Genomic DNA, 23105 nt, shown 5'->3' on the forward strand with positions numbered 1-23105 from the left:
AACGGGCTCGCTTAGCGAGCCTGTTTCATAATGACCTCAGCGGTAAATACATCGTTATTAATCACTGGGTAGCGATCGTAGGTTTGGAAAATCACTCGGCCGTTCGACTCAATCATGGCTACCACCCCATAATTACTGCTGCTGTTAATGTTTTTGCGTTCAATCAAGAACTTAAACGGCACCGGAGTTACCGCCACATTAAAGGTTTTTTGGTCGACAATAACCCCCGGCGTGTCCATATCAATAAGAGCAATGGTAATACGCGCATCTCGCGGTAGCGCAATACGCTCAAGGTAGCCAGCAGCACCGCTCACTACAATCGGCTTTTCAGGCGGTACGGTTACACAACCGCTGATGAGCATTAGTGCAAACGATAACAAAACGAGCAATCTTTTAGTCATAATCAGTATCTCTTAGTTGCTATTGCGGCTTGGTATAACGAATAAGCCCTTCTTGAGTCGCCGACACCAGAAGATTACCCGCCAGATCGTAAAACTTACCATGAACCAATCCACGCCCACCACTGGCGGAGGTACTTTGCGCTTCAAATAAAATCCATTCGTCCAGCTTAAACTCTCGGTGGTACCACATGGAATGATCGATGGTGGCCATGCGCACTCCTCGAGTCATAAAGCTCACACCATGCGGTTTTAGCGCTGTGGTTAAAAAATTATAGTCAGAAACATACGCCAGCAGGTTTTTATGCAAACGCGGATCATCCGGCAGCGTACCGTTGGCCTTTAACCACACATAGTTAACCGCCTCAGCTTTATTTGGCGCCAACGGGTTCACCGGCTCTAATGGCCGCATTTCAATGGGGCTTTCTGCCAACCAACTGGCCAGTGCCGCTTGCGGTACGTGGCCAATCAGCGCTTGGGCTAACTGCTGAGTGCTCTTAAGCCCCTCTGGCCCTTTCACCGATGGCATGGGTGAATGATGCTCAAAGCCTTGTTCAGGAATTTGAAATGAACAGGTCATGTAAAAAATGGGACGACCCTTTTGAATGGCTTTAACCCGTCTCGTTGAGAAACTGCCACCGTCGCGAATGGTTTCTACGTCATAAACAATGGGCAAAGCAACATCGCCAGGCAGTAAAAAATAGGTATGAAGTGAGGTAATGGTGCGCTCTTGAGGCACCGTTTGTTTGGCCGCGGCGAGTGCTTGGCCTATGACTTGGCCGCCAAACACGTGGCCAAAGCCAAGATCCTGACTTTGACCGCGATATAGCCCTTGCTCGATTCGCTCTAATTCGTGGAGTTGCACTAACTCCTGCAATACATCGGACATGTAATCAACCAGCTATTCAAAAATGAAACGCTAATTTACCGCAATTGCTGTAAAAAAAACAGATGAGCCGGCGCTTAAAGCTAGCTAAAAAAGCTTTGTTTCGCCGCCTTTTTAAGGCGTTCGGTTAACTCCAGCAAGTACTCTTTACGAGAATAGTATTGGCGAAGAATTGCCGACTGCTTAATGCTTGGCCAAAGTCGCAGCAAGTTTTCCGGATTCATCTCGTCTTCGTCAAAGGTATGACCGCGATTCTCGTGCACCCGCACTACCGAAAAGTGATTGCCCGCCGCCATCAAATGCTTGCCATTAGGCGCTTTACTGCCGGCTAAGAACAGCAAACCTGGGGTCACGCTTTGAGGGCGCGCTTTATCCAGCAAGCTGTTTTCGTAGTGGCGCTCGGTTTGTCGAGTTTTCGCCACTGGGCAGATGCTGTTAACGTGAATGTTATGCTCAGCACCCTCTTTGGCAAGGGAGTTCACCAGACCGAACAACGCCATTTTCGCTGCGCCATGGGAACAGTGATCTTCCTCGCCAAAAAAGCCAGTAGCTGAGGTGGTTACAATAATGCGCCCGTGTTGTTGCTTTTTGAAAATGGGCCACAGACGCGTGGCCATGTGAAACACACTGTCCACTTCCACCGAAAACATGCGTTTCCACTCACTAAACTGGGTATCTTCAAGCGACTTGTGCTGTTGGTAACCGGCCGAGCAAACCATTAAATCGATGCGCCCCCACTGCTCCATGACAAAGCTAATGGCGCTCTCAATGTCCATTTCTTCGGCAACGTCTAACACAAAGCTCAAGGCTTCGCCGCCCAGGCGGTTCACCATTTCTGCGACTTCTTGCAGGCTGTTATCACTTTCGCCATCGCCCGATGGACTGCAGCCAATATCGATTAAAGCGACTTTAGCGCCTCGTGACGCCAATGCTAATGCATAGGCTCGCCCTAATCCACGTGCAGCACCGGTAATTATGGCTACACGATCATCAAATCGCATGCTGGGTTTCCCTCAAAAGGTTGGAGTTTATTCTAAGCTTAGTAAACCACATTTTGCGGATGTTAAAAAAAGCAAAAGGCGTTTTTATTACCTCGATCAAACCCGTGTCAAAAATCCTCACTGGATCCAACTTTTTACGACCAATAAACGCGCACTATTAAACAGCGTTTAGGCTGATCAACGAGCTATGTTAGACTTTGCAAAAATACTTTGGACCTGTTGAATATATGTCTGCTTGGATTATGGCCATTCGGCCACGAACACTGCCCGCCGCCATAGGCCCGATTTTTCTTGGCAATGCGCTGGCGTGGAGTCACGGCTATTTCACCTGGCTTATCGCCATCAGCTCAATGCTGTGCGCGTTATTGCTGCAAATTGGAGTAAACTTAGCCAACGATTATTTTGATTTTAAATCCGGAGTCGACACCGATGAGCGCCTAGGACCTACTCGGGTTACTCAGCAAGGGTTGTTAGCGCCCGAAGCGGTGCGCAATGCCATGGCTATGTCGCTCATTATGGCAGTGACCGTGGGCTTATATTTGATTTATATCGCGGGTCCTGTTGTCGCCTTTCTAGCCGCGTTTTCAGTATTAGGCGCCTTGTGTTACAGCGGTGGTCCCTACCCGCTAGCGTCCCATGGATTAGGTGAGGTTGCGGCCTTTTTGTATTTTGGTTTGGTGGCCATTGTTGGCGTTTACTTCATTCAAACCGGCACCACCGTCTATGAAGCTTGGTTTGTAGCCAGCTGTTTGGGCTTGCTTAATGCCGCGATTATGCTGGTGAACAATACCCGTGACATCAGCACCGACCAAAAGGCGGGCAAACGCACCTTAGCGGTGCGCATCGGTCAAGCCAACTGCCGCTCGCTGTATGCGGTGCTGGTTTATCTACCCTTCATTTTGGTGATTTTGCATTGGTTGTTTGGAGACTTACGAGGCTTTTGCGTACTGGCCATCTTGTTTGCGATGCCGCTGGCCAGAAACTTAGTGAGTGCCTTTCAGCAACAACAAGGCGCTGCGCTCAATCCGCTATTAGGAAAGACCGCCATGCTCACCTTGTTGTTCAGTTTGCTGCTGTCCGCAGGGCTTATTGCGTCGCGGTTATTTCCCGTATCCTAAATGACTTAAGGTCGACTCCACTAACTCTAGCGTTGACGCATCTTCAATGGTTGCCGGCATTTTATAAGCTTGATTGTCGGCAATTTTCTTCATGGTGCCTCGAAGAATTTTGCCGGAACGGGTTTTCGGCAAACGTTCGATCACCGACACCTTCTTAAAACTGGCGACCGCGCCAATTTCGCTGCGCACCAATTGAATCAGCTGCTCATATAAGCTTGACTGAGCAATGGTTTCACCCTGCTTTAACACCACCAGCCCCACGGGTAACTGCCCTTTCAGCGGATCGTGTACGCCGATGACCGCCGCTTCCGCCACCGAAGGGTGTTGACACAAGACTTCTTCGAATCGGCCGGTGGACAAACGATGGCCCGCCACATTAATGATGTCATCAATTCGGCTCATGATGTACAAATAGCCATCTTCGTCAATGTAGCCAGCATCACCACTTAAGTAACAACCTGGGTAGCGGGCAAGGTAACCCGCCTGATAGCGTTGCGGGTTGTTCCAAAGCCCGGTAAGCGTGCCAGGAGGCAGCGGCAGCTTAATCACGACAGAGCCGGTTTCATTAGCCGCCACCGGTTGCCCGCTTTCGTCCAAGACTTCCACTTGATAGCCAGGAATGGCTAAACAAGGGCTACCCGGTTTAATTGGCATGGGGTCTGTCCCCATCATGTTAGCGGCGATGGGCCAGCCGGTTTCAGTTTGCCACCAATGATCGATAACCGGCACTTTTAGGGTGTCGCTGGCCCAATTCAGGGTGTCCGGATCGCAACGCTCACCAGCTAAAAACAACACCTTGAGCGACGCCAGTTGCTCTAATGACAGCAAACTGGCTTGCGGATCTTCCCTTTTAATGGCGCGAATGGCGGTAGGTGCGGTGAAGAAAGACTTCACTTGATACTCTTGTATCACTCGCCAAAAGGCCCCCGCATCTGGGGTTCCAACCGGTTTTCCTTCATAAACTATGGTGGTTGCACCGGCCAATAATGGGCCGTAGGCAATGTAGGAATGCCCTACCACCCAACCCACATCGGAAGCGGCCCAAAACACATCACCGGCATCAATGTCGTATATGTGTTTCATTGACCATGCCAGCGCTACCGCATGACCGCCGTTATCTCGCACCACCCCTTTCGGTGAGCCTGTTGTGCCTGAGGTGTATAAGATATACAGCGGATCCGTTGCCGCAACGTCAACACAATCCGCTTGCGGTGCTTGCTCGACCAGCGCTTGCCAATCGACGTCTCGACCAATGAGTAATTCTGCTTGTTGTTGTGGACGTTGATAAATCACGCAGTGCTGCACTTTGTGAGATGCTTGAGCTATGGCGTCGTCCAACAAGGGCTTATAAGCCAATATTTTATTGCCTTCAACGCCGCAGGACGCCGATAAAATGGCTTTGGGCTTGGCATCGTCAATGCGTGTAGCAAGCTCATTGGCGGCAAAGCCACCGAATACCACGGAATGGATAGCACCAATACGGGCACAACCAAGCATGGCGTATAAGGTTTGTGGGATCATCGGCATGTAGATGACCACGGTATCGCCCTTCTCTACCCCAAGTTGCTTTAAACCACCGGCAATGCGGCTCACCTCTTGTTGCAGCTCTAGGTAGCTAATGGTTTGCTTGGTTTGGGTAACCGGAGAGTCGTAATGAATGGCGGCTTGCTCGCCTCTGCCATTAATCACATGCCTGTCCACGGCGTTATAGCAGGTATTCAAGCTTGCCCCTACAAACCATTGGTAGTCATGGTCGTTTGTACTGTTCAGCACCTTATCCCAAGGTTTTGACCAGTCAATAGCTTGCGCTGCTTCCCCCCAAAACGCCTCTGGGAATTGACTCGCTTGTTGTGCCATTTGCTTTCTAATTTCCGACATTACTGCATCTCCATGAATACTCAGCTAAGGACCGCACTTATATTAACCGTGTATAAAAGTTAGCCAATTAGACCATAGTGGAGGTTCGTTAATTTTACAGTGACAACTGACAAGCTTTACCTTTACGTAAACTTCCTTTAGTGTAGAGCCAACTCATATAAGAAAAAGATTTTGCATAATGACCACAGACGTAAAAGGCACCTACAGCATCAGCGAGCTGTCGAAAGAGTTTGATGTTACCACTCGCAGCATTCGCTTCTACGAAGATCAGGGCCTGCTGAAACCCAGACGTAAAGGCCAAACTCGAATCTACAGTTTAAAAGATAAGGTTCGCCTGAAACTCGTTCTTAGGGGCAAACGTTTGGGCTTTTCGTTGGCAGAAACTCGACGCTTATTCGAGTTATACGATGCCGATAAATCCAGTTCCAGCCAATTGCAAACCATGCTTGAAATGATCGACCAAAAGAAACAAGAGCTAAAACAACAAATGGACGACATTCAAGTGGTATTAATGGAGCTCAATGCTTCAGAAGCCCAGTGCAAAGCAGCACTAGAGGCCAATACCAGCAAAACCCCAAAATAATAAATAGGTATTGATAACATGACTCAGTTATTTGAAGGCTTTGATTTCGGTCACGGCGAAACCTTGGATATGCTGCAAAGCGCGGTTCGAGATTTCGCTCAAGCGGAAATCGCTCCCATAGCCCAAGAGGTTGATAAAAATAATGAATTCCCTAATCACTTGTGGCCTCAGCTCGGTGAAATGGGCTTGCTTGGCATCACCGCACCGGAGGAATACGGTGGCGTTGACATGGGCTATTTAGCGCACGTATTAGCCATGGAAGAAATTTCCCGCGCATCGGCCTCGATAGGCTTGAGTTACGGCGCCCACTCCAACTTGTGCGTGAATCAGTTGGTTAAGAACGGTAACGCTGAACAAAAACAGCGCTATTTGCCCGCGTTAATTAGCGGCGAGCACATTGGTGCGCTGGCCATGAGCGAACCCAATGCCGGCTCCGATGTGGTGTCGATGAAGCTTCAAGCAAGAAAGCAAGGCGACCGTTACATTCTTAATGGCAACAAAATGTGGATCACCAACGGACCCGACGCTCACACCTTCGTTATCTATGCAAAAACCGATAACCAATTAGGCGCCCACGGCATTACCGCGTTTATCGTGGAAAAATCCTTTAAAGGGTTTAGCCAAGCTCAAAAGCTCGACAAACTAGGCATGCGCGGCTCCAATACCTGCGAGCTGGTGTTTGAAGACGTTGAAGTACCTGAAGAGAATATATTAGGTGGCTTGAATAACGGTGTGAAAGTGTTGATGAGCGGGTTAGATTACGAACGCGTTGTACTGTCAGCCGGCCCTCTTGGCATTATGGCGGCGGCCATGGATTTAGTATTGCCTTACGTACAACAACGGGAACAGTTTGGCCAACCCATTGCGTCGTTTCAGTTAGTGCAGGGAAAACTGGCGGACATGTACACCCAAATGAATGCGTGTCGCTCCTATGTGTATGCAGTAGCTCGCGCTTGCGACCGTCAGCAAACCACTCGCAAAGACGCCGCAGGCGCCATTTTGTATGCTGCAGAGAAAGCCACTCAAGTCGCGCTGGACGCCATACAACTGCTTGGCGGTAACGGCTACATCAACGAATTCAGCAGCGGCCGCTTGTTAAGAGACGCCAAACTGTACGAAATTGGCGCTGGCACCTCTGAGATTCGCAGAATGCTGATTGGCCGGGAGTTGGTTCGCTAATCAGCCAAATACTTGTTTGTGGAAGCTAACGGTAACGGAATATCGTTAGCTTTTCTTCGGCATTAATCGATGCGCCTGTGCAAAAGCCTTCGATTAAAAAGTGTCGATTGGAACGCCTGCAACCACCTGCTAGTTCTCAAGAATCTTATGAATGACGGCATCGGCATTGTACTGAGCTGACTCGCTACCAATAATCTCCGGCCAGTGTTGTTTTTGGTCTGCCAACTCGCCAGTAAGACCGCTTTTACTGCCCCACCAAATGCCCGAGGCGAATTCACAGCTATTCAGCAGTACATCGACGTAGCGCTTGGCACCGACATCCACCGAGTGAGCCTTACCAAGAGCCTGCATAACCCACATGGCGGTATTCATAACCCATCGCTGATGCCAAGGCAAGGTAGCTGTGCCCGCTGTACCGCGCGCCATGCCAGGGTCAACCGTAATAAAGCGCATATCTGGGTGTTTGCGCGCCATACTCATGGTCCATAGAGCCCCCATAAGCTTAACGGCGCCATAGTGGTCGGTATAAGCCTTATGTTCGACAAATTTTTCGCCGTTAACCACACTTGTCCATTCTTCGATAGAGCCTTCGGTAATAGGAGGCTTAGCACTACCCACCTCAGGGGCGCCTCTTGCAGCAAAACTGGCGACGTACATAACAGAGCCAGCTTTCGATAGCTTACCACTGTCCATAAGAAGGTCCGTTAACAGAACATGACCCAGCACATTCACCGCAAAGGTGAATATGACCCCATCTTTTGTCAGTTTGAGAGGCTCCGTTCCGCCACCACCGCCGGCATTCAATATCATGGCATCGACATTGGTATTAAGCTTTTCAGCGGCTTTTCTGCATGAGTCGAGATCACCCACATCAACAATTAAGGTTTCGAACACTTGCTTGCCGGTTAACGCTTCCAGTCGTAAAAGCGCTTCGTTAGCTTTGTTTTCGCTACGACACGCTAGCACAATTTTAGAAACTCCATCGTGCATGGCGAGCTGTCGTGCTGCCTCGAATCCAAGCCCGGAATTAGCGCCGGTAATTAGAATTACAGAATGTGTCATATAACCCCCTTGTTGCTACACGTAATGACAAGCTTCCAGAGTTTGTTCCCAGCGAGAGTCTTCGAGTGGCTGCTCTATTTCAGAGTCCAAGCGAACACTTGTAATACTCATGATTGCACCAATATTTAATCAGATGTATTACATATCAGCGTGTTGACTGGTATTTGGGAAGCTTAGCTGTGTAACGCCATTCATAGGCTGATAATAGCTTGCTAAAATTGTGTAGCGAAGCGAAACGGCCAAGCGTTGCAAAGCACTCTAAAATGCTTGGTTATGAGCGTACTAAATATTTACGTACAACCTCAGCATGTCTTTGTGTTGAATACCATTTTCATAGATTGGCTCGGAGTAGTTTAGCAAAAAATAGTCTTTGATGATTGAGTCAACTCGGAAACCTAAACGCTGATAATAAGTAAGTTGATAACCAAATGTACCCGTACCAAGCTCAACACGATTGATCCCCTTGATTGCCAACTGAGACAAAACGAGCTTTAGTAACTGAGAGCCAATACCTTGACCTTGTAGCTCTGGAGATACAGCTACATTAAATATCTCAGCAAGACTGTTGGTCTGTGCTTTAACGATACAAGCCGCCAAAACACGCCCATTGTCTACAGCAGCAAAGCACCATGAATCTGATAAATATGAAGCGATACTAGCTTCAGAAGGATCAGCTTCAAGCAATAAATCCAGTGGAATTTCACTACTTTTAACTTCGATAAAGTGCATATTTCCTCGAGGTACATAACGCTTCAGTAAAGGGCTGCAAGGCTTGGGTGAGTTTACGCTAAACTGGCCTAACCAACGCTAAGTCAGACAGACCACCGTAATCACATCATTCCAAATTAGCACCAAAAATGCCAAGCGTTAACATCCACTTGAAGAATTTGTTATAGCGCTTTATACGATTGAGCCACTATTGTATTGATTTCACTCGCCAATACTTGCGCTTGCTTCATGGTTTCCTGAACAGTCTCCCAGTTTTTCCAATGTTGCTGCCACTTCTCTGTACCCGCGAGTGTTTCAAAATCCAACTTCGTAGGAGTTTGCCATTTTTCATATTTTTGTAATGCCTCAATACGTTTATCTAGGTCTGCTATACCCCGTGTTTTAGGCGATAGCTTGGCATCACTCAGTATCCAGCTGTGCCAAGGCTTATTGCCTTTAGACTGATTGCACTTTCCGCATGATGGCACTAAGTTGTGTATCTCCGAAATATATCCAGTTGGTTTCTTATTTAGAACAAGAGGTCTCAAATGATCCCACTCTGTAGCTGTAGCGCCACAGTATGAACACTCAAATTTTTCCAAAGCCATACCGAGAATGTTAAGCGCTTCTTTTACTTCTTCATTCGTTGGCACAACAACAGGGATAATTGAATTGATAAATGAATTTGTGATGCTAGATGAACGACCTGTGATTTTCATAGGTTTTGGCATCTTAAACAGTTGAAGATACTCCATAATTACCCCTGCGCTATAACGCTTAAATTTGAGACGCCAGCGCCTTTCGCTGGCGTCCTGTACAAATTATTGAGCTACAATATTTACTTGTTAGGTTGCTTTACTCGACGTTTGTCTTTGAACCAGTAAACAGAACCATTGGTTTTCTTCATATCAAAGAGGTCAATTGCTAGAAATAGATCACTTAGCTTTTTGTATCCATAATTGCGATGATCGAAAGATGCTCGATTCTTGATATGAGTACCGATCGGGCCCAACATTGCCCATCCATCATCATCTTCTACAGCCTCAATAGCTTGCCTTAGTAAATTCATCAGTTTAGTGTCACTCTTTAAGTCCAGTGATGAGGTTTCATCAATAATTTCTGATTCTTCTGGCTCACCTTTTCGATCTAGAAACAAAAACTTTGAGCAAGCATTCACAAAAGGTTCTGGAGCTTTTCTTTCTCCAAATCCTAAAACCAGCTTGCCCTCAGCAACCGCCCGTGTTGCCAAAGGTGTAAAGTCGGAATCAGATGAAACAAGGCAAATAACATCTACACTCTTAGTGTAAAGAACATCCATTACATCAATCGCTAGCGCAATATCAGAGGCATTTTTCTGTTTTGTTAGATCGAACTGCTGGATGGGCTGAATCGCATATTCATGTAAGATCTCTTCCCAAGGTCTTAAGGCTGACTTCTTCCAATTGCCATAGGCTCTGCGAATATTCACCACTCCATATGTGGCGAGCTCTGATAAAATGAAGTCGACTCTCGATGCGGGAGCATTGTCTGCATCAATGAACAAAGCTATTTTTTCTTTAGATTCCAAATCATTTCCCTGAGAATATTAATATATTGGCCTTTGCAACAACCTAACGCCTTGTTATATGCTCTTTTGGTAAATAGTAATTGGCAAATCAGTTTCAATTACCATATCCCTAGAATGAAAATAATGAACAGCGATCGAAAACTTCTCTTGCACTTCATTTACGAAATTCTTGCAACGCTTGAAACGCTTCTCCTTACAAATCTCAACTAGAAAGTCGTCAAAGTCATCATCATATTCTGTACAAGGACTTTCATTTTCACTTCCAGCCATAACCCATATGAACTCGTAAAAGACATTTTCGAACTCAACACTCAGTCTATAGCTAGCTATTAGACGGCCACCCCACTCACGCAGCTGCCGTGGAGGACTTTCGATCTTTTGGATGCTATTCAATACTACAATCGTCATGCTAATGCCTTAGGCGCATAACGCCTTGCTCACCGGAAAATTAGGAGCTTAGCGAGTAATTTTTTCGAGTGCAGCAACTTGTTAGGCCTCTGCGTCATAAATTTCTCTGATCTTTTGAGCCATTTGTGGCGTGACCGAAAAACCTTCTGCTGTGACGTGACTTAATGCGACATAAGGTTTGCTGCTACCGCCATTTGGTAATCCTAGCTCTTCCTCTATATCGTTTTCTAATACCACTGAAGAACCTATGTTGTCATCGATCTCATCAACAATTTTTTGTGTTGATCGATCTGCTGACGCAATTGCATCTACCCCTTTGTGAGCTTGATGATCTCGGTCATAAACAGCCACATATGGGATAGAAAACTTATTCATGAGCTTAACATAAAGAGGGATATTATCTTTTGAGCCGCAATCGATTAACGTATACTCGTACCTGAAAACACCAAGCTCTTTCGCCAACAGAGGAAATACAGTTTTTTCTGTAGCGCCCTCTAGCAAAACAACTTTACTTGCAAAAAATAATTCCCCACGATCAGGGTTGATCCAGTAGGAAAGGTTGAAATCTTTCTTTGAATCCCCTTCAAATAAGTCTTCGGTGCACTGTTTAACCTTAGTTCCGTTTAACTCATCATCCTTTGTTGCTATGTAAATAGACTTATAACGCTCAACATCAATTAAACCGCTTGAGTGAGTACAAAGAATAACTTGACTCCCTGACTCAGACAAAGCCACGAATGAGTCGAATAACGACCTTTGTGCTTGGGGATGCAAATAAAGCTCAGGCTCTTCGAATATGAAGTATCTTGAATTTGATGCTTTCCTATTTCCTTGCTCTTCCGCTGACTCTGCCTCAGCAAGAGCCTTCTTAGCAACTACTTGTATTAGAGCAACTGTTAGAGCTCGCTGTAAACCGTGCCCCTTTCGTTTTATGTCAGTTCTAACACCGTCATCAACCCAAACCTGTGTATTTGCTTTAAATACATTTTCAATATCAGGTGCGTTTACTTCAATATCTACTTTTGCACCCCATGCAACAAGCTCATCAGTTAACTCTTGTTCAAAGTCAGTTAATTGCTGAGGTCTATCATTATTGTCATTGCCTTCCTGGTCTTTTTTGTTCAGGGTGGAAAATAGTTTCCCGAGTTTTTCCTTTGTATCCTTCCAGTCGTTATTGTGTTCAGACATTAAAGCTACAACATCAGCATACATTTTTCCGAAAACACTAGAATCTTTAGAAGAAAAATCATCCGAGGCTTCTTTTACTGCTGGTATAAAGTAAACCTCACCAAATATTCCTTTTGCGACACTTTTCAAGCCAAGAAAGTTTGTCGACTCAAGCTCAAAAGCGAATTGAATATCCTCCCTGTTATTCTGGATATATTCGTTTTGGGCATCGATGATGTTTTGTTTGGTAATTCGACCAGAATCGGGGATATGAGGATGGAATGGCAGACTAGAAGCAAGCTCTCTTTTAGTATAAACAGAAGCATTTGCTTCTTGAAGCCAGTCATCCGATGGGTTTTCTATGTACCCTCGGTATTCAAAACTACCGCCTAGAAAGGCAGTTTTTCTTACAACTATTTTTTCTTCAGAGGTTAAATACTTCTTGAATGTAGTTTTGTCTGATTCATCAAGATCACCAAACTCAATTTCCACAAATAGTTCAGTAGACCCATGATAAAAATCCAGTTCTTGTTGCTTTATCTCACCAAAGAAGAACAAGACAGAAGATAAGAGATTCGATTTCCCGTGGTTATTCTGGCCAATGATAACCATCAGATCTTGTGCTTCTAGCTTTTCTTCTTTTACTGAACGCCAGTTTTTGACGCATATACTTTCAATTTTCACTTTTTATTCCTTGTGAGGCTGGAAACCGCCAAGACTAGACAAGCGCCTTAACTTTTTTTCGATGCTGATGGACTGATTCCTTTGCCACTATTCGCTGCTCATCTGTTAGATCATTGAGCTTAGGTAGATTTTTCTCGAAGTTTTTGAATCGCTCGGCCATCCCTCTCATTGAGATGCCATCGATCAAGCTCCGATGTTGAAATAACTGCCAGAGTTCCATTAATTCTGATGGTAGATTAACACCAGAAATAAGTTTATTTGCAATCCACAAATAAACGTCAACAATTTGAAGCCCTATAGAATCAGCACTTTTCGAAATCGTCAACTCCTTATCTGTTAAACCTTTATGTGAAACTTCTTCAGGCGAAAAATCCGTATAGAGTGGATTATTGAAATACATGGCCTTATCTTTCTCAGAAGAGTTTTTAATGCCTTCGGCTATTCTTGAAAGATTATAGTGCGTTCCAATTTGAGCCTTATTGAATTGATTTTGCCTATCCACGATTATAGATGACACTGACTTCCTGAGTTTCTTCCTTGTTCGTCGTGCAATTGCAGCTACGACAAACTGAAAACCAACAGCATTCGGAGATATTATTTTTTGATCTGGGTGACCGAAATCAAGTGATAGTGGCTTTCTAATACCGAAATCCAAAGCATCGATGATAAGCTCTTTGGATCTCGCGTCTAGGGGAGCGTTCTCTGCTCGACTTTTAACTTCCGAAAGCAGACTAACGATAGCATCCTCACAATTCTCAATCCGTTTTACTGTTGACAACCTCCAAGACTCCCGAAGCAGATCTTCGTCAAATAGAATAGATAATTTGTGTATTAAAACGTATCTCAAGGGAGTCCAATATGTATCCCATTTGACAGCATCGTTTAACCCAGCATCAAAAACGGCATCGAAGAATATAACTAAGGCATAATCGAGTTTTTCTATAAAATAGTAGTCAAAATCGAACTTCATTTTTTTCTGGATTTTAATCAATAACGGAGCAATTTTTACCAAACCACCTATACCCAATATATTTGCATGAATTAGGTCATCATCGATTATATCTCGAATAGCATTGTGTTCGACGATACAAAGAGCATCTACGTTAGTAACGCTAGAAATTAGACCGTAGCTAAGCCTTGGTTGACTTTCATCAAATAAATTATTCCCAGTATTACCCGATTCATCAATGTGGAAAAACATACACTACCTATTCTGCCTAACGCCTTAAGAAGGGGCTGCCGGTTAGGCAGTCCCGCTTGCTTAACTTGTTATAGGGTAACACACGCATATTTCAGGATGGTAGTTATGAGCCAATAGCGTAGATTTGTTACTTGCTTGCAGAAAACGGGGAAAGAGGCCCGTATTGATCAGGTAGTACCTTAACTCCTGATTCTGCGAAATCAGCAAAGCCTTGTTGAACTTTAGATAAATACGGTTCAAACGTTGGTTTTAATTTAAATTTCAGAAACATCTTTCTAATTGGCGATGGGAACTTATGAAGTAAATCAGCCTGAATGCTAACTCTTAAGTTACTCTGCTGATCACTTACTGGAATAATACGAAATTTTACGGTGAGCTGTGGCTTGCCCTGCTTACTAACAAGTAGAATAAATCCCTCACCTGAAACCCATTCCAGAACTTCCCGTTTATACTCAAGGCCGCTGTAATATATCACGCTGTCATTGCACTCGACACCATCCCACTGTTCGGTAGGGTTTTCTTTTACAAAGGGGTGAAAGTAAACAAGGGCCGAGGGGCAAGATAAGATTTCCCAAGCCTTATCGGCTGGTACGGAGATCAGTTTCTCCGCAACTAAGTCTTCTTCGAGATCTAACATTTTTTGGAAAACATAGGGTGAGATCCAAATTGATCACTCTGCACCTGCTTACCCGTTTCTGCATAATAGGCAAACCCTTCAAGTATCTGAAAGAGGTACTGACTGAAAACAGGCTTCATTTTGAATTTGATCAAGAACCATCGAATCGGAAAAGGCCAACTTTTTATAAACTCAACACGACCAGTAATTCTCAAGGTACAGTGATTCTCATCTATAGGGATAATACGCCAGATTGCCTTATTCTCACGTTTGCCATTTTCTGTGACCTTAAGGTCATAGCCTTCACCTTCAAGCCAATTAACCACTTCGCGAGTAAATTCAAATCCACTGTTGTATAGCAAGTGATCTTTAGATCCCACTCCGTTCCAGCTCTCAGCCGTGTTAGTCTTTATGAAAGGGTGCCAGTGCATAAGTCCTTCGGGTGTAGATATAATCTCCCATGCTTTTTCTGGAGAAACAGCTATGGTCTTCTCTACATAAAATCCTTCATCGAAAGCAATCATAGGTTTAATCTTTAAATCTCCGCTTTGGGTTATGGCGAACTAGCCTTACCCTATAACGCCTCAAACACCGGCTTGGTGAAGTTGGCGGCTTTTTTGGAACAAAAAAGGTGACAGCTTTACCAAGTCCGCGTGCTTTGACTTGTTACATTTTTTACTCAATTAGTGGCACCCAATTACCGGAAACTAGCTTCTCTAGTTTACCCCATTGTGGATTGCCGGTATTTCTACCAACTACCCTTACTGGCTCAATCCTATCGCCTTGGCAGAACTCCATTGGATTTGAAATTTCTTGCCAATCTCCTGGCTTCACCCCGTAATCTTCTTCTGCGATTTCATAGACTATTTCCACTGAATCTTGAAGATAGTCAGCAGTTGCTGAAGAATCATGTTCATTGTCGTACTCGAAAATGTAAACACCGTCTTCACACTCGTAAAGCATGATACGTTTTACTTCTTCGTTATTTGATACCTTAGCGATCTTTCTCATACTGATAGAATGTAACAGCTTATTATATTGAATTCTTTGTAAAGTCCGTCGCGTTGGGTCGATTTTCCCACGTAACTTCCTCTACCCCTTAGTAAAAAGCCGCTTGGCTCTCTTTTATCTGCCCATATTTCATGAGCCTTGGTTGTTGTAAATGAGGTGGCTTGGCAGTTAACGCTGCTTAAGCGTTAAGAAACATCCCATTAAATCATACTTTTGGGCGATGTTCCTTGTTTGTAATCATGCCTTACCATTCTCTCTTTGTTTTTCTGAATATTAGCAATGACAAGGTGTTACAAATGAGTTCTTCACCCTTTATTAAATCCGTTCGTGAGGCTCTGCGTGTTCGTCACTATCGATTGGCGACAAAGAAAACCTACATTCACTGGATCAAACGCTTTATTCGTTTTCATAACTATCGTCATCCAAGTGAGATGGGTAACGCCGAAATTGAGGCGTTTTTAAACGACTTAGCCAACCGTTGTCAGGTGAGTTCTTCGACTCAGAATATTGCCTTATGTGCTCTTATGTTTATGTATCGACATGTTTTAAAGCAGCCGATAGAAGACTTAGCATATTCGTTCGCAAAAAAGCCTAAACGTGTACCAACCGTGTTAAACCCTCACGAGGTCAATTTAATACTGTCTCATTTAAGTGGCAAACACTGGCTAGTGATAGCGTTGCTTTTTGGCAGTGGCCTGCGCATCAATGAAGCCTTGCAGTTACGCCTAAAAGACATTGATTTCAGTAACATGACCATATTTGTTTATCGTGGTAAAGGCGCCAAAGATCGGATGACCATTTTACCGGTTTCATTGATAAATCAAATTAAATCACAAATGAAGTTTGCTCTAAAAATTCACCAAAAAGATTGCGAAGACGGTTTTGGGCTAGCCTCTTTGCCTCGGACATTAGAACGGTGCAGGAGTTATTAGGGCATGCGGATCTGAAAACAACTCAAATCTATACGCATGTTATTGGAAAGCGATACAGTTACGTGCAAAGCCCCGCTAATCAAATCGTCGCCCCCTTAAACAACAACGCTATTGACGATTTTAGCCACGCTTCCGCCCGCCCGAATCACGAGTAACGTCCATTGTTTGCAGATTTTTCCCTAAACATTGAACAACCTAACAGCTTTAACTGTGTATGGCTATAGCAGCAAAATTACCAGCCAACTTAATCGATTAAACTAAGATATTCCTGCTCAGATAACACAGTTACCCCTTTATCTTTAGCGGCATTAATCTTAGTCTCGCCCACTTTTTCGCCGGTCACTAAGTAGGTTGTTTTTCCGGTTACCGACTTAGCCACTTTAGCCCCAAGCGACTTGGCCTGCTTTTCCATGTCGCCTCTTGAGCCTTGCTGCATTGAGCCGGTAAAAACCACCACGGCATCGGCAATGGGCGAGTCGAGAGCTTCACGCTCCGATGCTTTCGGGGTAATCGCCAAGTTAAAGCCTAGTTCATACACTTTGAAGAACTCTTCTTTAATGTTTTTCAGCCCTTCCACAATCGCTTCTGCACTGATTTGCGCGAATCCGTCGATTTTCACCATCTCATCGGCGCTTAATTCAAACAAGTCTACAACAGAGTGATGCTGTAAAAGCTTTTCACAATTACCGCCGCCTAAGCGGCTCACGCCAAACGCCGACAAAAATCGCCAATCTTCGATTTGAATCTCTTTGCTGGCCTGCAATTGGTCAAATAGGTTTTGAGAGGTTTTTTCACCAAATCCGTAGCCTGCAAATTGATGGGCCTTAATTTGGTAAATTTCGTGAATGTGCTTTATGCCAAAGTTGCTCAGCTTCTCGATAACTTTAGGGCCAAAGCCATCGTTATTACCTAAGGTTTTGAAAAAATGAATAAGGGTATTTTCGGTTTGGGCCGGACAATCACTCTTGTTTGGACAAATAAGATGATCCGATTCCCATAGCAAGTGCGAGCCACAGCTTGGGCAGGCCTGTGGTAATTGAGGCTCAGCTTCTTTAATAACTCCCTCAATTTTGGGGATCACCAAACCACTTCTAACCAGCTCCACAACAGCGCCGGGGCCAATGCGCTTGGTTTTCACCATGTTGTAATGGTGAACCGTAACTCTGCTGATGGTTGCGCCGCTTAGTTTAGTGGGTACCAGCTCCGCCACCGGAGAAATGCGACCGGTTCTTGATGTTTGCGGAATGATATTGATCACTTCAACCTTGGCAGATTCTTCGTTAACTTTAAACGCAATCTGCCAGCGATGATTTTTTCTGGTGGCGCCCATGTGGGCTTTCAATGCTGGGTGTGTGGCTTCAAGAATTACGCCGTCAATATCAAAATCGACCGCGCTCCACATGACTTCAACAATGGACTCAAAGCTATCGATAATTTCTGAAAAATGGGCGGTTTTGTTTTCAATTAACGCAAACGGATAAAACACACAGGCGCCATCATCAATGGCTTTTTGAACGTTTTCGTCCACTTTCTTTTCGGCAATAATGGCCGCTTGAATGTTTCTCGAGTTTTCGAAGTGACCGCTAAGCTCTTTTTCAAAATAGCTCTTTTTAATGACGATCTCACCAGGGCCTAATCCTCTATCGCCATCATTGGCAACACGTAAACCACGCTCAAAGGCTCGGGTGATGTCTTGCCCTCGGTATCCGTCACCACGGGTATACAAAGTCGTGCCGTCATCAAATGCAGCGTAGCCATCAAGCTTAGGGGTTACTCTGAGCTCAATTTCGCTCTCGGGTACATTAATTTCCTGAGCGGCTTTTAAAATTCGCTTCAACCATTTCTCAATCTCTTCTTTCGAGTAGGCTTTCTCGGTTGACAGCATTCGTTGCGGCAGCGCTACCGTCTTAGCTTCTACAAGCGCCTCCGGCTCTACACTGTGCAGATAGGGGTGCGAAGGGTTAATGCTGGTGAGCATTGAGATATACAAGTCGTATTGCGCATCTGAAATGACTTGCATGCCCGCTCTGTACAAGGCATTTGACGCCTTTAAAACGGCAACCAGCTGTTGTGACTCTAATTCCGATTTTTTAAAAAAGCTAACCAATTCAGAAGCACTAACCTCTAACTCGAGCTGGTTAATCAGTTCTGCTTGTTCGTCGCTGAAGGTAATATCTAACATGATTAATGTACGGCTTTGCGAATGCGTTCTAAATAGTGAGCACGACTGGCATCATTCCAAGGATTGCGCTGCTCGTCGGTGACAACGCCATTTAAGTCGTCAGCCAGCTGTTGAGCGGCATTTAGCATGGTAGAAAAGCTCAGCTTTGCTTCCCCTTGGCATGGCAAAGTTAAAAACAACACCACACCATCGGTTTTAAACTGTTCCATATTATCCGGATCAAAGGTACCCGGCTTCATCATGTTTGCCAGCGAGTAAATGACTCGTCCGGTACCTGCTGGATCTTGATGACGATGGAAAATATTCATATCGCCAAACTTCAGTCCTAAAGTCAGTAAACATGGCAACAACTCAGAGCCGTGCAGCTGTTCGCCCGTTTGTGCCTGAACGTGCAACACCAACACATCGGTAGGCTCTGTAACCGTTTTTGGCGCTTCAGGCTTTGTTGCTTGTGGTGCAAGGTCATTGCTCGCGTTTTCGCTAGCGGCTGTTTCTGGAGAGGTTAAATTAAACTCGTCGTTATCAGGTAATTCAGAAGAGGCTGCTGAGGTTGCTTGCGTCGCTTGCTTAGGCCGAGGTTTCGACTTGGGTTTGCTGGTTGGCTCTTGGTTAGCAGCAGAAAGCGTCATTTCCGGCGTTTCTTCAAAACCGGCTAACCCCAATTGAACTTGATCTTCTGATTCTCGAGTCACCCCGCCTAGTGAGGGCTCATTGATGACTGGCTCAACCTCAACATCAACTTTGCCAATGTTCGGTTGTGACTGTGTTGTTGGCGTCTCATCAATCTCGACACTCGGCTCGCTTGCCTCCGAATTATTACTGCGGATCTTTACTTCGCCAACACCGTCCATATCGAAGCCATCGGCGTCTCGTTTGGTTTCAGATTGATAGCGGTCAATGCTTCGTAGCGGTTTGTCAGCCATCGGCTCGACTCGTTCTTTTTTATTGCTCCAATATCCGTGCAAAAGCACCCCAGCGATGGCGATTAACCCGATTATGATCAATACCAGCTGTAAATCATCGTTCATTGGTTGTCCTGTATACCGTTATCCTGCATCGGCGAAGGCGAGCGCTTCGTCAATATCAACACTAACTATTCGTGAGGCGCCGGCTTCATGCATGGTCACGCCTGTGAGCTGCTGAGCCAATTCCATCGTAACTTTATTGTGGCTAATGTAAACAAACTGAACCTCATTCGCCATTTGTTCGAGCAAGGCGCAAAACCGTCCGACATTGGCGTCATCTAACGGCGCATCGACTTCGTCTAACAAGCAGAATGGCGCGGGATTCAGTTTAAAAATTGCGAACACCAATGATAATGCGGTTAGCGCTTTTTCTCCACCGCTTAATAGGTGAATCGTGCTATTTCTCTTACCCGGTGGTTGCGCCATGATAGAAACCCCACTATTGAGCAAGTCGTCGTCATCCAATTGCAACCACGCCTTGCCGCCGCCAAACACTTGTGGGAATAAATCACCAAAGCCTTGGTTAATATTATCAAAGGTGTTTTTGAATTTACTACGGGTCTCTTTATCTATGGTTTTTATGGCGTTTTCCAGCGACGCCAATGCTTGGGTTAAGTCGGCATCTTGCTCGTCTAAGTATCGTTTTCTCTGACTTTCAGTTTCATACTCTTCAACCGCCGCTAGGTTAATAGGCCCCAGTCGCTCTACTTTGAGTTTAATTTGCTGCAGGGTTCGTTGCAGCGATTCTGGGGTTGCATCGGCATCAATCTCTTCAAGCAGCAAACTTAACTGGCTGGGGTGCGAGTAGTGCTGGTTAAGTTGAGCCAAATAGTTGTCTGCTTGAGTGGTCAAACTTGCCCGCTGCACGTCCAGCTCATTAAACTGCTCCGCCAACTGCTGCAATGCCTTACCGGTTTGCTCCTTTGTGGCCATCACTTGTTGCAATTGGCTTTGAGTTTGATGGTGATGCTGGCGTTTTTGCTCTGTGCTTTGTTGCGCCTGACTTTGCTGTGTCAGCAGTTGCTGCAATTCTTGCTCAAGGGCATCCATGTTTTCTTGAGTTGGCCGATTACGCTGCAGTTGCTGCAATGCTTCTTGGGTGCTCTGTTCAAGCGCGATGGCTTTTTCCAGCACCGGCTGCAAGGTTTCGATTTGGCTGGCAAGCTGCTGCTGTTCTCCGGTTACCGTGAGCAACTCGCGCTGAGCGCTGCGACTTTGCTGATTGAGCTCATCAAGCTTGCTCGCCAACGCTTGTTGCTGCTGTTGCTCGTTGACTACTGCTTGTTGGTGTTGTTCAAGCTCTAGGGCTAAGCCGTTGCTGGCCGTGCTGTTGTCAGCCAACGCTTGGGTTAAGGCGTCTATGTCCTGTTGCAGCGTCTGTTGTTTTTGCTGCTGCGCTTGTTGCTGTTCTTGCAGTGCTTGCTGTTGCGCTTGAGTATGCTGGCATTGCAGCGACAATTGAGCCTCTTGCTGCTGCGCATGTTGCTGCTGTTGCTGCGCCTGCTGGTATTGGCTATTACGCTGTACCAGCTGCTCGTTAAGGGTTTCGCGATGAGCCTGCGCTGTTGCAACCTCTTGCTGGGCAGCTTCTAATTGCAGGTTAAGCTCTTGCACACGGCTTTGCAGTGACAAAATATCCATGCTTTGCTTGGCCTTAAGCCGGAAACCCTGCCCCCAAATCTGGCCATCCGCTAAGGTAATCATTTGCTCTTTACTTAAGTTATCGAGCAGTGCTGAAGCCGCCTGTTCATCCTGGGCAAATCGCACCTGCGACAACCAAGGCAACAAGTTAATGCGGCTATTAATGCTAACATCGTCCTGCAGCGATAGTCGTTGCATGCCCTGCTCTGCAAAGGCCCCGTGTGGAGGCTGGCTATCGGAGTCAACAACCTCGGCGGTCATGACTTCACTCAATATCGCCGATACGGCTTTTTGCCACTGCGGCGCCACCTCAATGGCTTGATAAACCTGATAATTGCCGTCCGGGTTGGCGTCCTGCAACTGAGATTCCAATGCCTTATGCTGCCCTTTAAGCTCACTAAGGCGCGCCAACAAATCCCGCTCTAGTTGGTTTTGCTCGCTAATTTGATCCTGCACGTCGCTGATGTTGTCCGCCAGTATCTGGATTTCAAACTGGCCATCTTGATGCTGAGTTTGCGCTTGTAACAGCGCCGCTTGTTGCGCTTCAAGCTGTTGCTGCAGCGCCTCGATTTCATGCTCGTCTATCTGCGTCAACTCGCTGAGCTGCTGTCGCTTAGCTGTCAGTTGCGCCTGCAATTTGGCCTGCTCTGCGGTGAGCGTCATCTGCTGTTGCTGGACAGCTTGCAATTGCTGCTGCACACTTTGCAGCGTTGAGCTTTGATGCAGTGCACTGGCCTCTGTTAAGCGCTGGTTGAGTCTTTGGTCGCGTTTTTGCGCGGCTTCTAGCTTGGGTGCAAGCAGCTGCAATTGCTGTTGCCAGTCTTGCAGCTGTTGTTGCGACTGAGCTTGCTCTTGCTGAGCTTCTACAAGGGCTGACTGAGCTTGCTGGTAATCCGTTTGATAGCGCTCACTCGCTTGCTTCATGACAAACAGCTTTTGCTCTGCCGCATTGGCTTGCTTAGACAAAGAAAACACTTGTTGTGTTGAGTGCTTTTCTTGATCTTGATGCTCAGTAAGCTCACTTTGCAATTGAGTAATGGATAACTGGCTGCTGACTTGCTCCGCAGTTAACCGTTCTTTTTCTAAGCTCAGTTTACTCAGCTGTTGTTTGATGTCGTTAGTTTGTTCGTTACAGTTTTGCCATAACAGCGCTGACTGCTGTGCTTCCAGTTGCCTTATTTTGGCTTTGTGTTCTTTATAGCGCTGAGCCGCGTTGGCTTGTCGTTGCAATCGTGACAGCTGATTACCCAACTCTAAGCGAATGTCTGCTAATCGTTCTAAATTTTCGCGAGTGTGACGGATACGATTTTCGGTTTCTCGACGGCGATCTTTATACTTAGAGATCCCCGCCGCCTCTTCTATAAAGACTCTAAGCTCACGAGGTTTAGACTCAATTAACCGAGAAATCATGCCCTGTTCGATAATGGCATAGCTTCGGGCACCTAGCCCGGTACCCATAAACAAATCGGTGACGTCGCGCCGGCGACACTTTTTGCCATTCAAATAATACTGAGATTGGCCTTCTCGGTTAACGCTGCGTTTGATGCTGATTTCATTAAACTGCGCGTATTCCGCCGACAGGCGCTGATCACACTCTTCAAACACCAATTCAACCGAGGCTTGGCCAATGGCGGCGCGATGGCGAGAGCCGTTGAAAATGACGTCGGTCATGGCGTCGCCGCGCAAATGCTTGGCCGAGCTTTCCCCTAGCACCCAGCGCACCGCATCAATCACATTGGATTTGCCGCAGCCGTTGGGGCCAACGATGGCGGTAATCGCCTTAGGCAATTCAATTTTCGTTGGGTCCACAAAAGACTTAAAACCCGCAAGTTTTATTTGCTTTAAGCGCATGCTATCGAGTTCGGAGTTTACTAATTCTTATAATAAAGCCTTATCTTACCAATCACTCCAATTGTTG

General features: G+C 45.8%; 22 protein-coding genes. 5 read left to right on the plus strand and 17 right to left on the minus strand.

What is annotated here, in order from left to right; genetic code table 11:
- Positions 1-11 precede the first annotated feature (11 nt).
- The 3 genes from CLC91_RS06865 to CLC91_RS06875 form a co-directional block, all read right to left on the minus strand.
- Complete coding sequence (locus CLC91_RS06865; RefSeq protein WP_095498194.1) at positions 12-401, minus strand: YbaY family lipoprotein; 390 nt, start codon at positions 399-401, stop codon at positions 12-14.
- Positions 402-420: 19 nt separating this feature from the next.
- Positions 421-1287, minus strand: coding sequence for an acyl-CoA thioesterase II (gene tesB, locus CLC91_RS06870; RefSeq protein WP_095498195.1), 867 nt, complete (start codon positions 1285-1287; stop codon positions 421-423).
- Between the two features lie 80 nt (positions 1288-1367).
- Positions 1368-2285, minus strand: a complete 918-nt coding sequence (locus CLC91_RS06875) for an SDR family NAD(P)-dependent oxidoreductase (RefSeq protein WP_095498196.1) — start codon at positions 2283-2285, stop codon at positions 1368-1370.
- Positions 2286-2512: 227 nt separating this feature from the next.
- On the opposite strand from CLC91_RS06875, the gene CLC91_RS06880 reads away from it, so the two are divergent.
- Entirely contained in the window at positions 2513-3403 is an 891-nt protein-coding gene (locus CLC91_RS06880; RefSeq protein ID WP_095498197.1) for a 1,4-dihydroxy-2-naphthoate polyprenyltransferase, read from the plus strand.
- On the opposite strand, the gene CLC91_RS06885 is transcribed toward CLC91_RS06880, so the two are convergent.
- Positions 3386-5281: a propionyl-CoA synthetase gene (locus CLC91_RS06885; RefSeq protein ID WP_095498198.1), complete on the minus strand. Its 1896-nt coding sequence runs from the start codon at positions 5279-5281 to the stop codon at positions 3386-3388. The genes CLC91_RS06880 and CLC91_RS06885 overlap by 18 nt on opposite strands.
- Positions 5282-5459: 178 nt before the next feature.
- Between CLC91_RS06885 and CLC91_RS06890 the strand changes: the two genes are divergently transcribed.
- A complete protein-coding gene (locus tag CLC91_RS06890; protein ID WP_095498199.1) occupies positions 5460-5864 on the plus strand; it encodes a MerR family transcriptional regulator in 405 nt (134 codons plus the stop codon).
- A gap of 18 nt (positions 5865-5882) precedes the next feature.
- Positions 5883-7043 carry an isovaleryl-CoA dehydrogenase gene (locus tag CLC91_RS06895; protein ID WP_095498200.1) on the plus strand — a complete coding sequence of 387 codons (1161 nt, stop codon included), beginning with the start codon at positions 5883-5885 and terminating at the stop codon, positions 7041-7043.
- Positions 7044-7172: 129 nt separating this feature from the next.
- On the opposite strand, the gene CLC91_RS06900 is transcribed toward CLC91_RS06895, so the two are convergent.
- The 10 genes from CLC91_RS06900 to CLC91_RS06945 form a co-directional block, all read right to left on the minus strand.
- Complete coding sequence (locus CLC91_RS06900; protein WP_095498201.1) at positions 7173-8105, minus strand: SDR family NAD(P)-dependent oxidoreductase; 933 nt, start codon at positions 8103-8105, stop codon at positions 7173-7175.
- A 282-nt stretch (positions 8106-8387) separates the two neighbouring features.
- Complete coding sequence (locus CLC91_RS06905) at positions 8388-8834, minus strand: GNAT family N-acetyltransferase (RefSeq protein WP_095498202.1); 447 nt, start codon at positions 8832-8834, stop codon at positions 8388-8390.
- Positions 8835-8995: 161 nt separating this feature from the next.
- On the minus strand, positions 8996-9568 hold the full coding sequence (locus CLC91_RS06910) for an HNH endonuclease (protein WP_198950911.1): 573 nt from the start codon (positions 9566-9568) through the stop codon (positions 8996-8998).
- Between the two features lie 83 nt (positions 9569-9651).
- The gene (locus CLC91_RS06915) at positions 9652-10380 is read right to left on the minus strand and encodes an NYN domain-containing protein (protein ID WP_095498203.1); all 729 of its coding nucleotides are present in this window, start codon (positions 10378-10380) and stop codon (positions 9652-9654) included.
- Between the two features lie 54 nt (positions 10381-10434).
- Positions 10435-10788: a hypothetical protein gene (locus CLC91_RS06920; protein WP_095498204.1), complete on the minus strand. Its 354-nt coding sequence runs from the start codon at positions 10786-10788 to the stop codon at positions 10435-10437.
- A gap of 81 nt (positions 10789-10869) precedes the next feature.
- Positions 10870-12639, minus strand: coding sequence for an ATP-dependent nuclease (locus tag CLC91_RS06925; protein ID WP_095498205.1), 1770 nt, complete (start codon positions 12637-12639; stop codon positions 10870-10872).
- Between the two features lie 34 nt (positions 12640-12673).
- Positions 12674-13840, minus strand: a complete 1167-nt coding sequence (locus CLC91_RS06930; RefSeq protein WP_095498206.1) for a DUF3800 domain-containing protein — start codon at positions 13838-13840, stop codon at positions 12674-12676.
- Between the two features lie 127 nt (positions 13841-13967).
- Positions 13968-14477: a hypothetical protein gene (locus CLC91_RS06935; protein WP_095498207.1), complete on the minus strand. Its 510-nt coding sequence runs from the start codon at positions 14475-14477 to the stop codon at positions 13968-13970.
- Positions 14471-14980 (minus strand): SRPBCC family protein, encoded by a 510-nt coding sequence (locus CLC91_RS06940; protein WP_095498208.1) that lies wholly within the window; start codon positions 14978-14980, stop codon positions 14471-14473. Before CLC91_RS06940 ends, CLC91_RS06935 begins: the two co-directional genes overlap by 7 nt.
- A 151-nt stretch (positions 14981-15131) precedes the next feature.
- On the minus strand, positions 15132-15467 hold the full coding sequence (locus CLC91_RS06945) for a hypothetical protein (RefSeq protein WP_095498209.1): 336 nt from the start codon (positions 15465-15467) through the stop codon (positions 15132-15134).
- A 296-nt stretch (positions 15468-15763) separates the two neighbouring features.
- On the opposite strand from CLC91_RS06945, the gene CLC91_RS06950 reads away from it, so the two are divergent.
- Positions 15764-16399, plus strand: a complete 636-nt coding sequence (locus tag CLC91_RS06950) for a phage integrase N-terminal SAM-like domain-containing protein (protein WP_348524026.1) — start codon at positions 15764-15766, stop codon at positions 16397-16399.
- On the plus strand, positions 16336-16554 hold the full coding sequence (locus CLC91_RS15220; RefSeq protein ID WP_408634216.1) for a tyrosine-type recombinase/integrase: 219 nt from the start codon (positions 16336-16338) through the stop codon (positions 16552-16554). Before CLC91_RS06950 ends, CLC91_RS15220 begins: the two co-directional genes overlap by 64 nt.
- A gap of 89 nt (positions 16555-16643) precedes the next feature.
- Here the strand turns inward: CLC91_RS15220 and CLC91_RS06955 are convergent, their stop codons facing one another.
- Genes CLC91_RS06955 through CLC91_RS06965 form a run of 3 tightly spaced genes read right to left on the minus strand, consistent with a single transcriptional unit; the run spans position 16644 to position 23038 of the window.
- Positions 16644-18581, minus strand: coding sequence for a BRCT domain-containing protein (locus CLC91_RS06955; RefSeq protein WP_095500192.1), 1938 nt, complete (start codon positions 18579-18581; stop codon positions 16644-16646).
- 2 nt (positions 18582-18583) lie between these two features.
- Positions 18584-19609, minus strand: a complete 1026-nt coding sequence (gene zipA, locus CLC91_RS06960; protein ID WP_095500193.1) for a cell division protein ZipA — start codon at positions 19607-19609, stop codon at positions 18584-18586.
- Positions 19610-19627: 18 nt separating this feature from the next.
- A complete protein-coding gene (locus CLC91_RS06965; RefSeq protein WP_095500194.1) occupies positions 19628-23038 on the minus strand; it encodes an AAA family ATPase in 3411 nt (1136 codons plus the stop codon).
- Between the last annotated feature and the right edge of the window lie 67 nt (positions 23039-23105).

Origin of the sequence: Paraferrimonas haliotis (assembly GCF_002282895.1) — a bacterium.
In the GTDB taxonomy this organism is placed as follows: domain Bacteria; phylum Pseudomonadota; class Gammaproteobacteria; order Enterobacterales; family Shewanellaceae; genus Paraferrimonas; species Paraferrimonas haliotis.

Bases quoted from the DNA above. Each gene is read 5' to 3' on its own strand.
- CLC91_RS06930 (WP_095498206.1), bottom strand. From the start codon at position 13,840: ATGTTTTTCCACATTGATGAATCGGGTAATACTGGGAATAATTTATTT.
- CLC91_RS06950 (WP_348524026.1), top strand. From the start codon at position 15,764: ATGAGTTCTTCACCCTTTATTAAATCCGTTCGTGAGGCTCTGCGTGTT.
- CLC91_RS06955 (WP_095500192.1), bottom strand. From the start codon at position 18,581: ATGTTAGATATTACCTTCAGCGACGAACAAGCAGAACTGATTAACCAG.
- CLC91_RS06910 (WP_198950911.1), bottom strand. From the start codon at position 9,568: ATGGAGTATCTTCAACTGTTTAAGATGCCAAAACCTATGAAAATCACA.
- CLC91_RS06900 (WP_095498201.1), bottom strand. From the start codon at position 8,105: ATGACACATTCTGTAATTCTAATTACCGGCGCTAATTCCGGGCTTGGA.
- CLC91_RS06880 (WP_095498197.1), top strand. From the start codon at position 2,513: ATGTCTGCTTGGATTATGGCCATTCGGCCACGAACACTGCCCGCCGCC.
- CLC91_RS06945 (WP_095498209.1), bottom strand. From the start codon at position 15,467: ATGAGAAAGATCGCTAAGGTATCAAATAACGAAGAAGTAAAACGTATC.
- CLC91_RS06965 (WP_095500194.1), bottom strand. From the start codon at position 23,038: ATGCGCTTAAAGCAAATAAAACTTGCGGGTTTTAAGTCTTTTGTGGAC.
- CLC91_RS06905 (WP_095498202.1), bottom strand. From the start codon at position 8,834: ATGCACTTTATCGAAGTTAAAAGTAGTGAAATTCCACTGGATTTATTG.
- zipA (WP_095500193.1), bottom strand. From the start codon at position 19,609: ATGAACGATGATTTACAGCTGGTATTGATCATAATCGGGTTAATCGCC.
- CLC91_RS06890 (WP_095498199.1), top strand. From the start codon at position 5,460: ATGACCACAGACGTAAAAGGCACCTACAGCATCAGCGAGCTGTCGAAA.
- CLC91_RS06895 (WP_095498200.1), top strand. From the start codon at position 5,883: ATGACTCAGTTATTTGAAGGCTTTGATTTCGGTCACGGCGAAACCTTG.
- CLC91_RS06940 (WP_095498208.1), bottom strand. From the start codon at position 14,980: ATGATTGCTTTCGATGAAGGATTTTATGTAGAGAAGACCATAGCTGTT.
- CLC91_RS06885 (WP_095498198.1), bottom strand. From the start codon at position 5,281: ATGTCGGAAATTAGAAAGCAAATGGCACAACAAGCGAGTCAATTCCCA.
- CLC91_RS06935 (WP_095498207.1), bottom strand. From the start codon at position 14,477: ATGTTAGATCTCGAAGAAGACTTAGTTGCGGAGAAACTGATCTCCGTA.
- CLC91_RS06875 (WP_095498196.1), bottom strand. From the start codon at position 2,285: ATGCGATTTGATGATCGTGTAGCCATAATTACCGGTGCTGCACGTGGA.
- tesB (WP_095498195.1), bottom strand. From the start codon at position 1,287: ATGTCCGATGTATTGCAGGAGTTAGTGCAACTCCACGAATTAGAGCGA.
- CLC91_RS06920 (WP_095498204.1), bottom strand. From the start codon at position 10,788: ATGACGATTGTAGTATTGAATAGCATCCAAAAGATCGAAAGTCCTCCA.
- CLC91_RS06865 (WP_095498194.1), bottom strand. From the start codon at position 401: ATGACTAAAAGATTGCTCGTTTTGTTATCGTTTGCACTAATGCTCATC.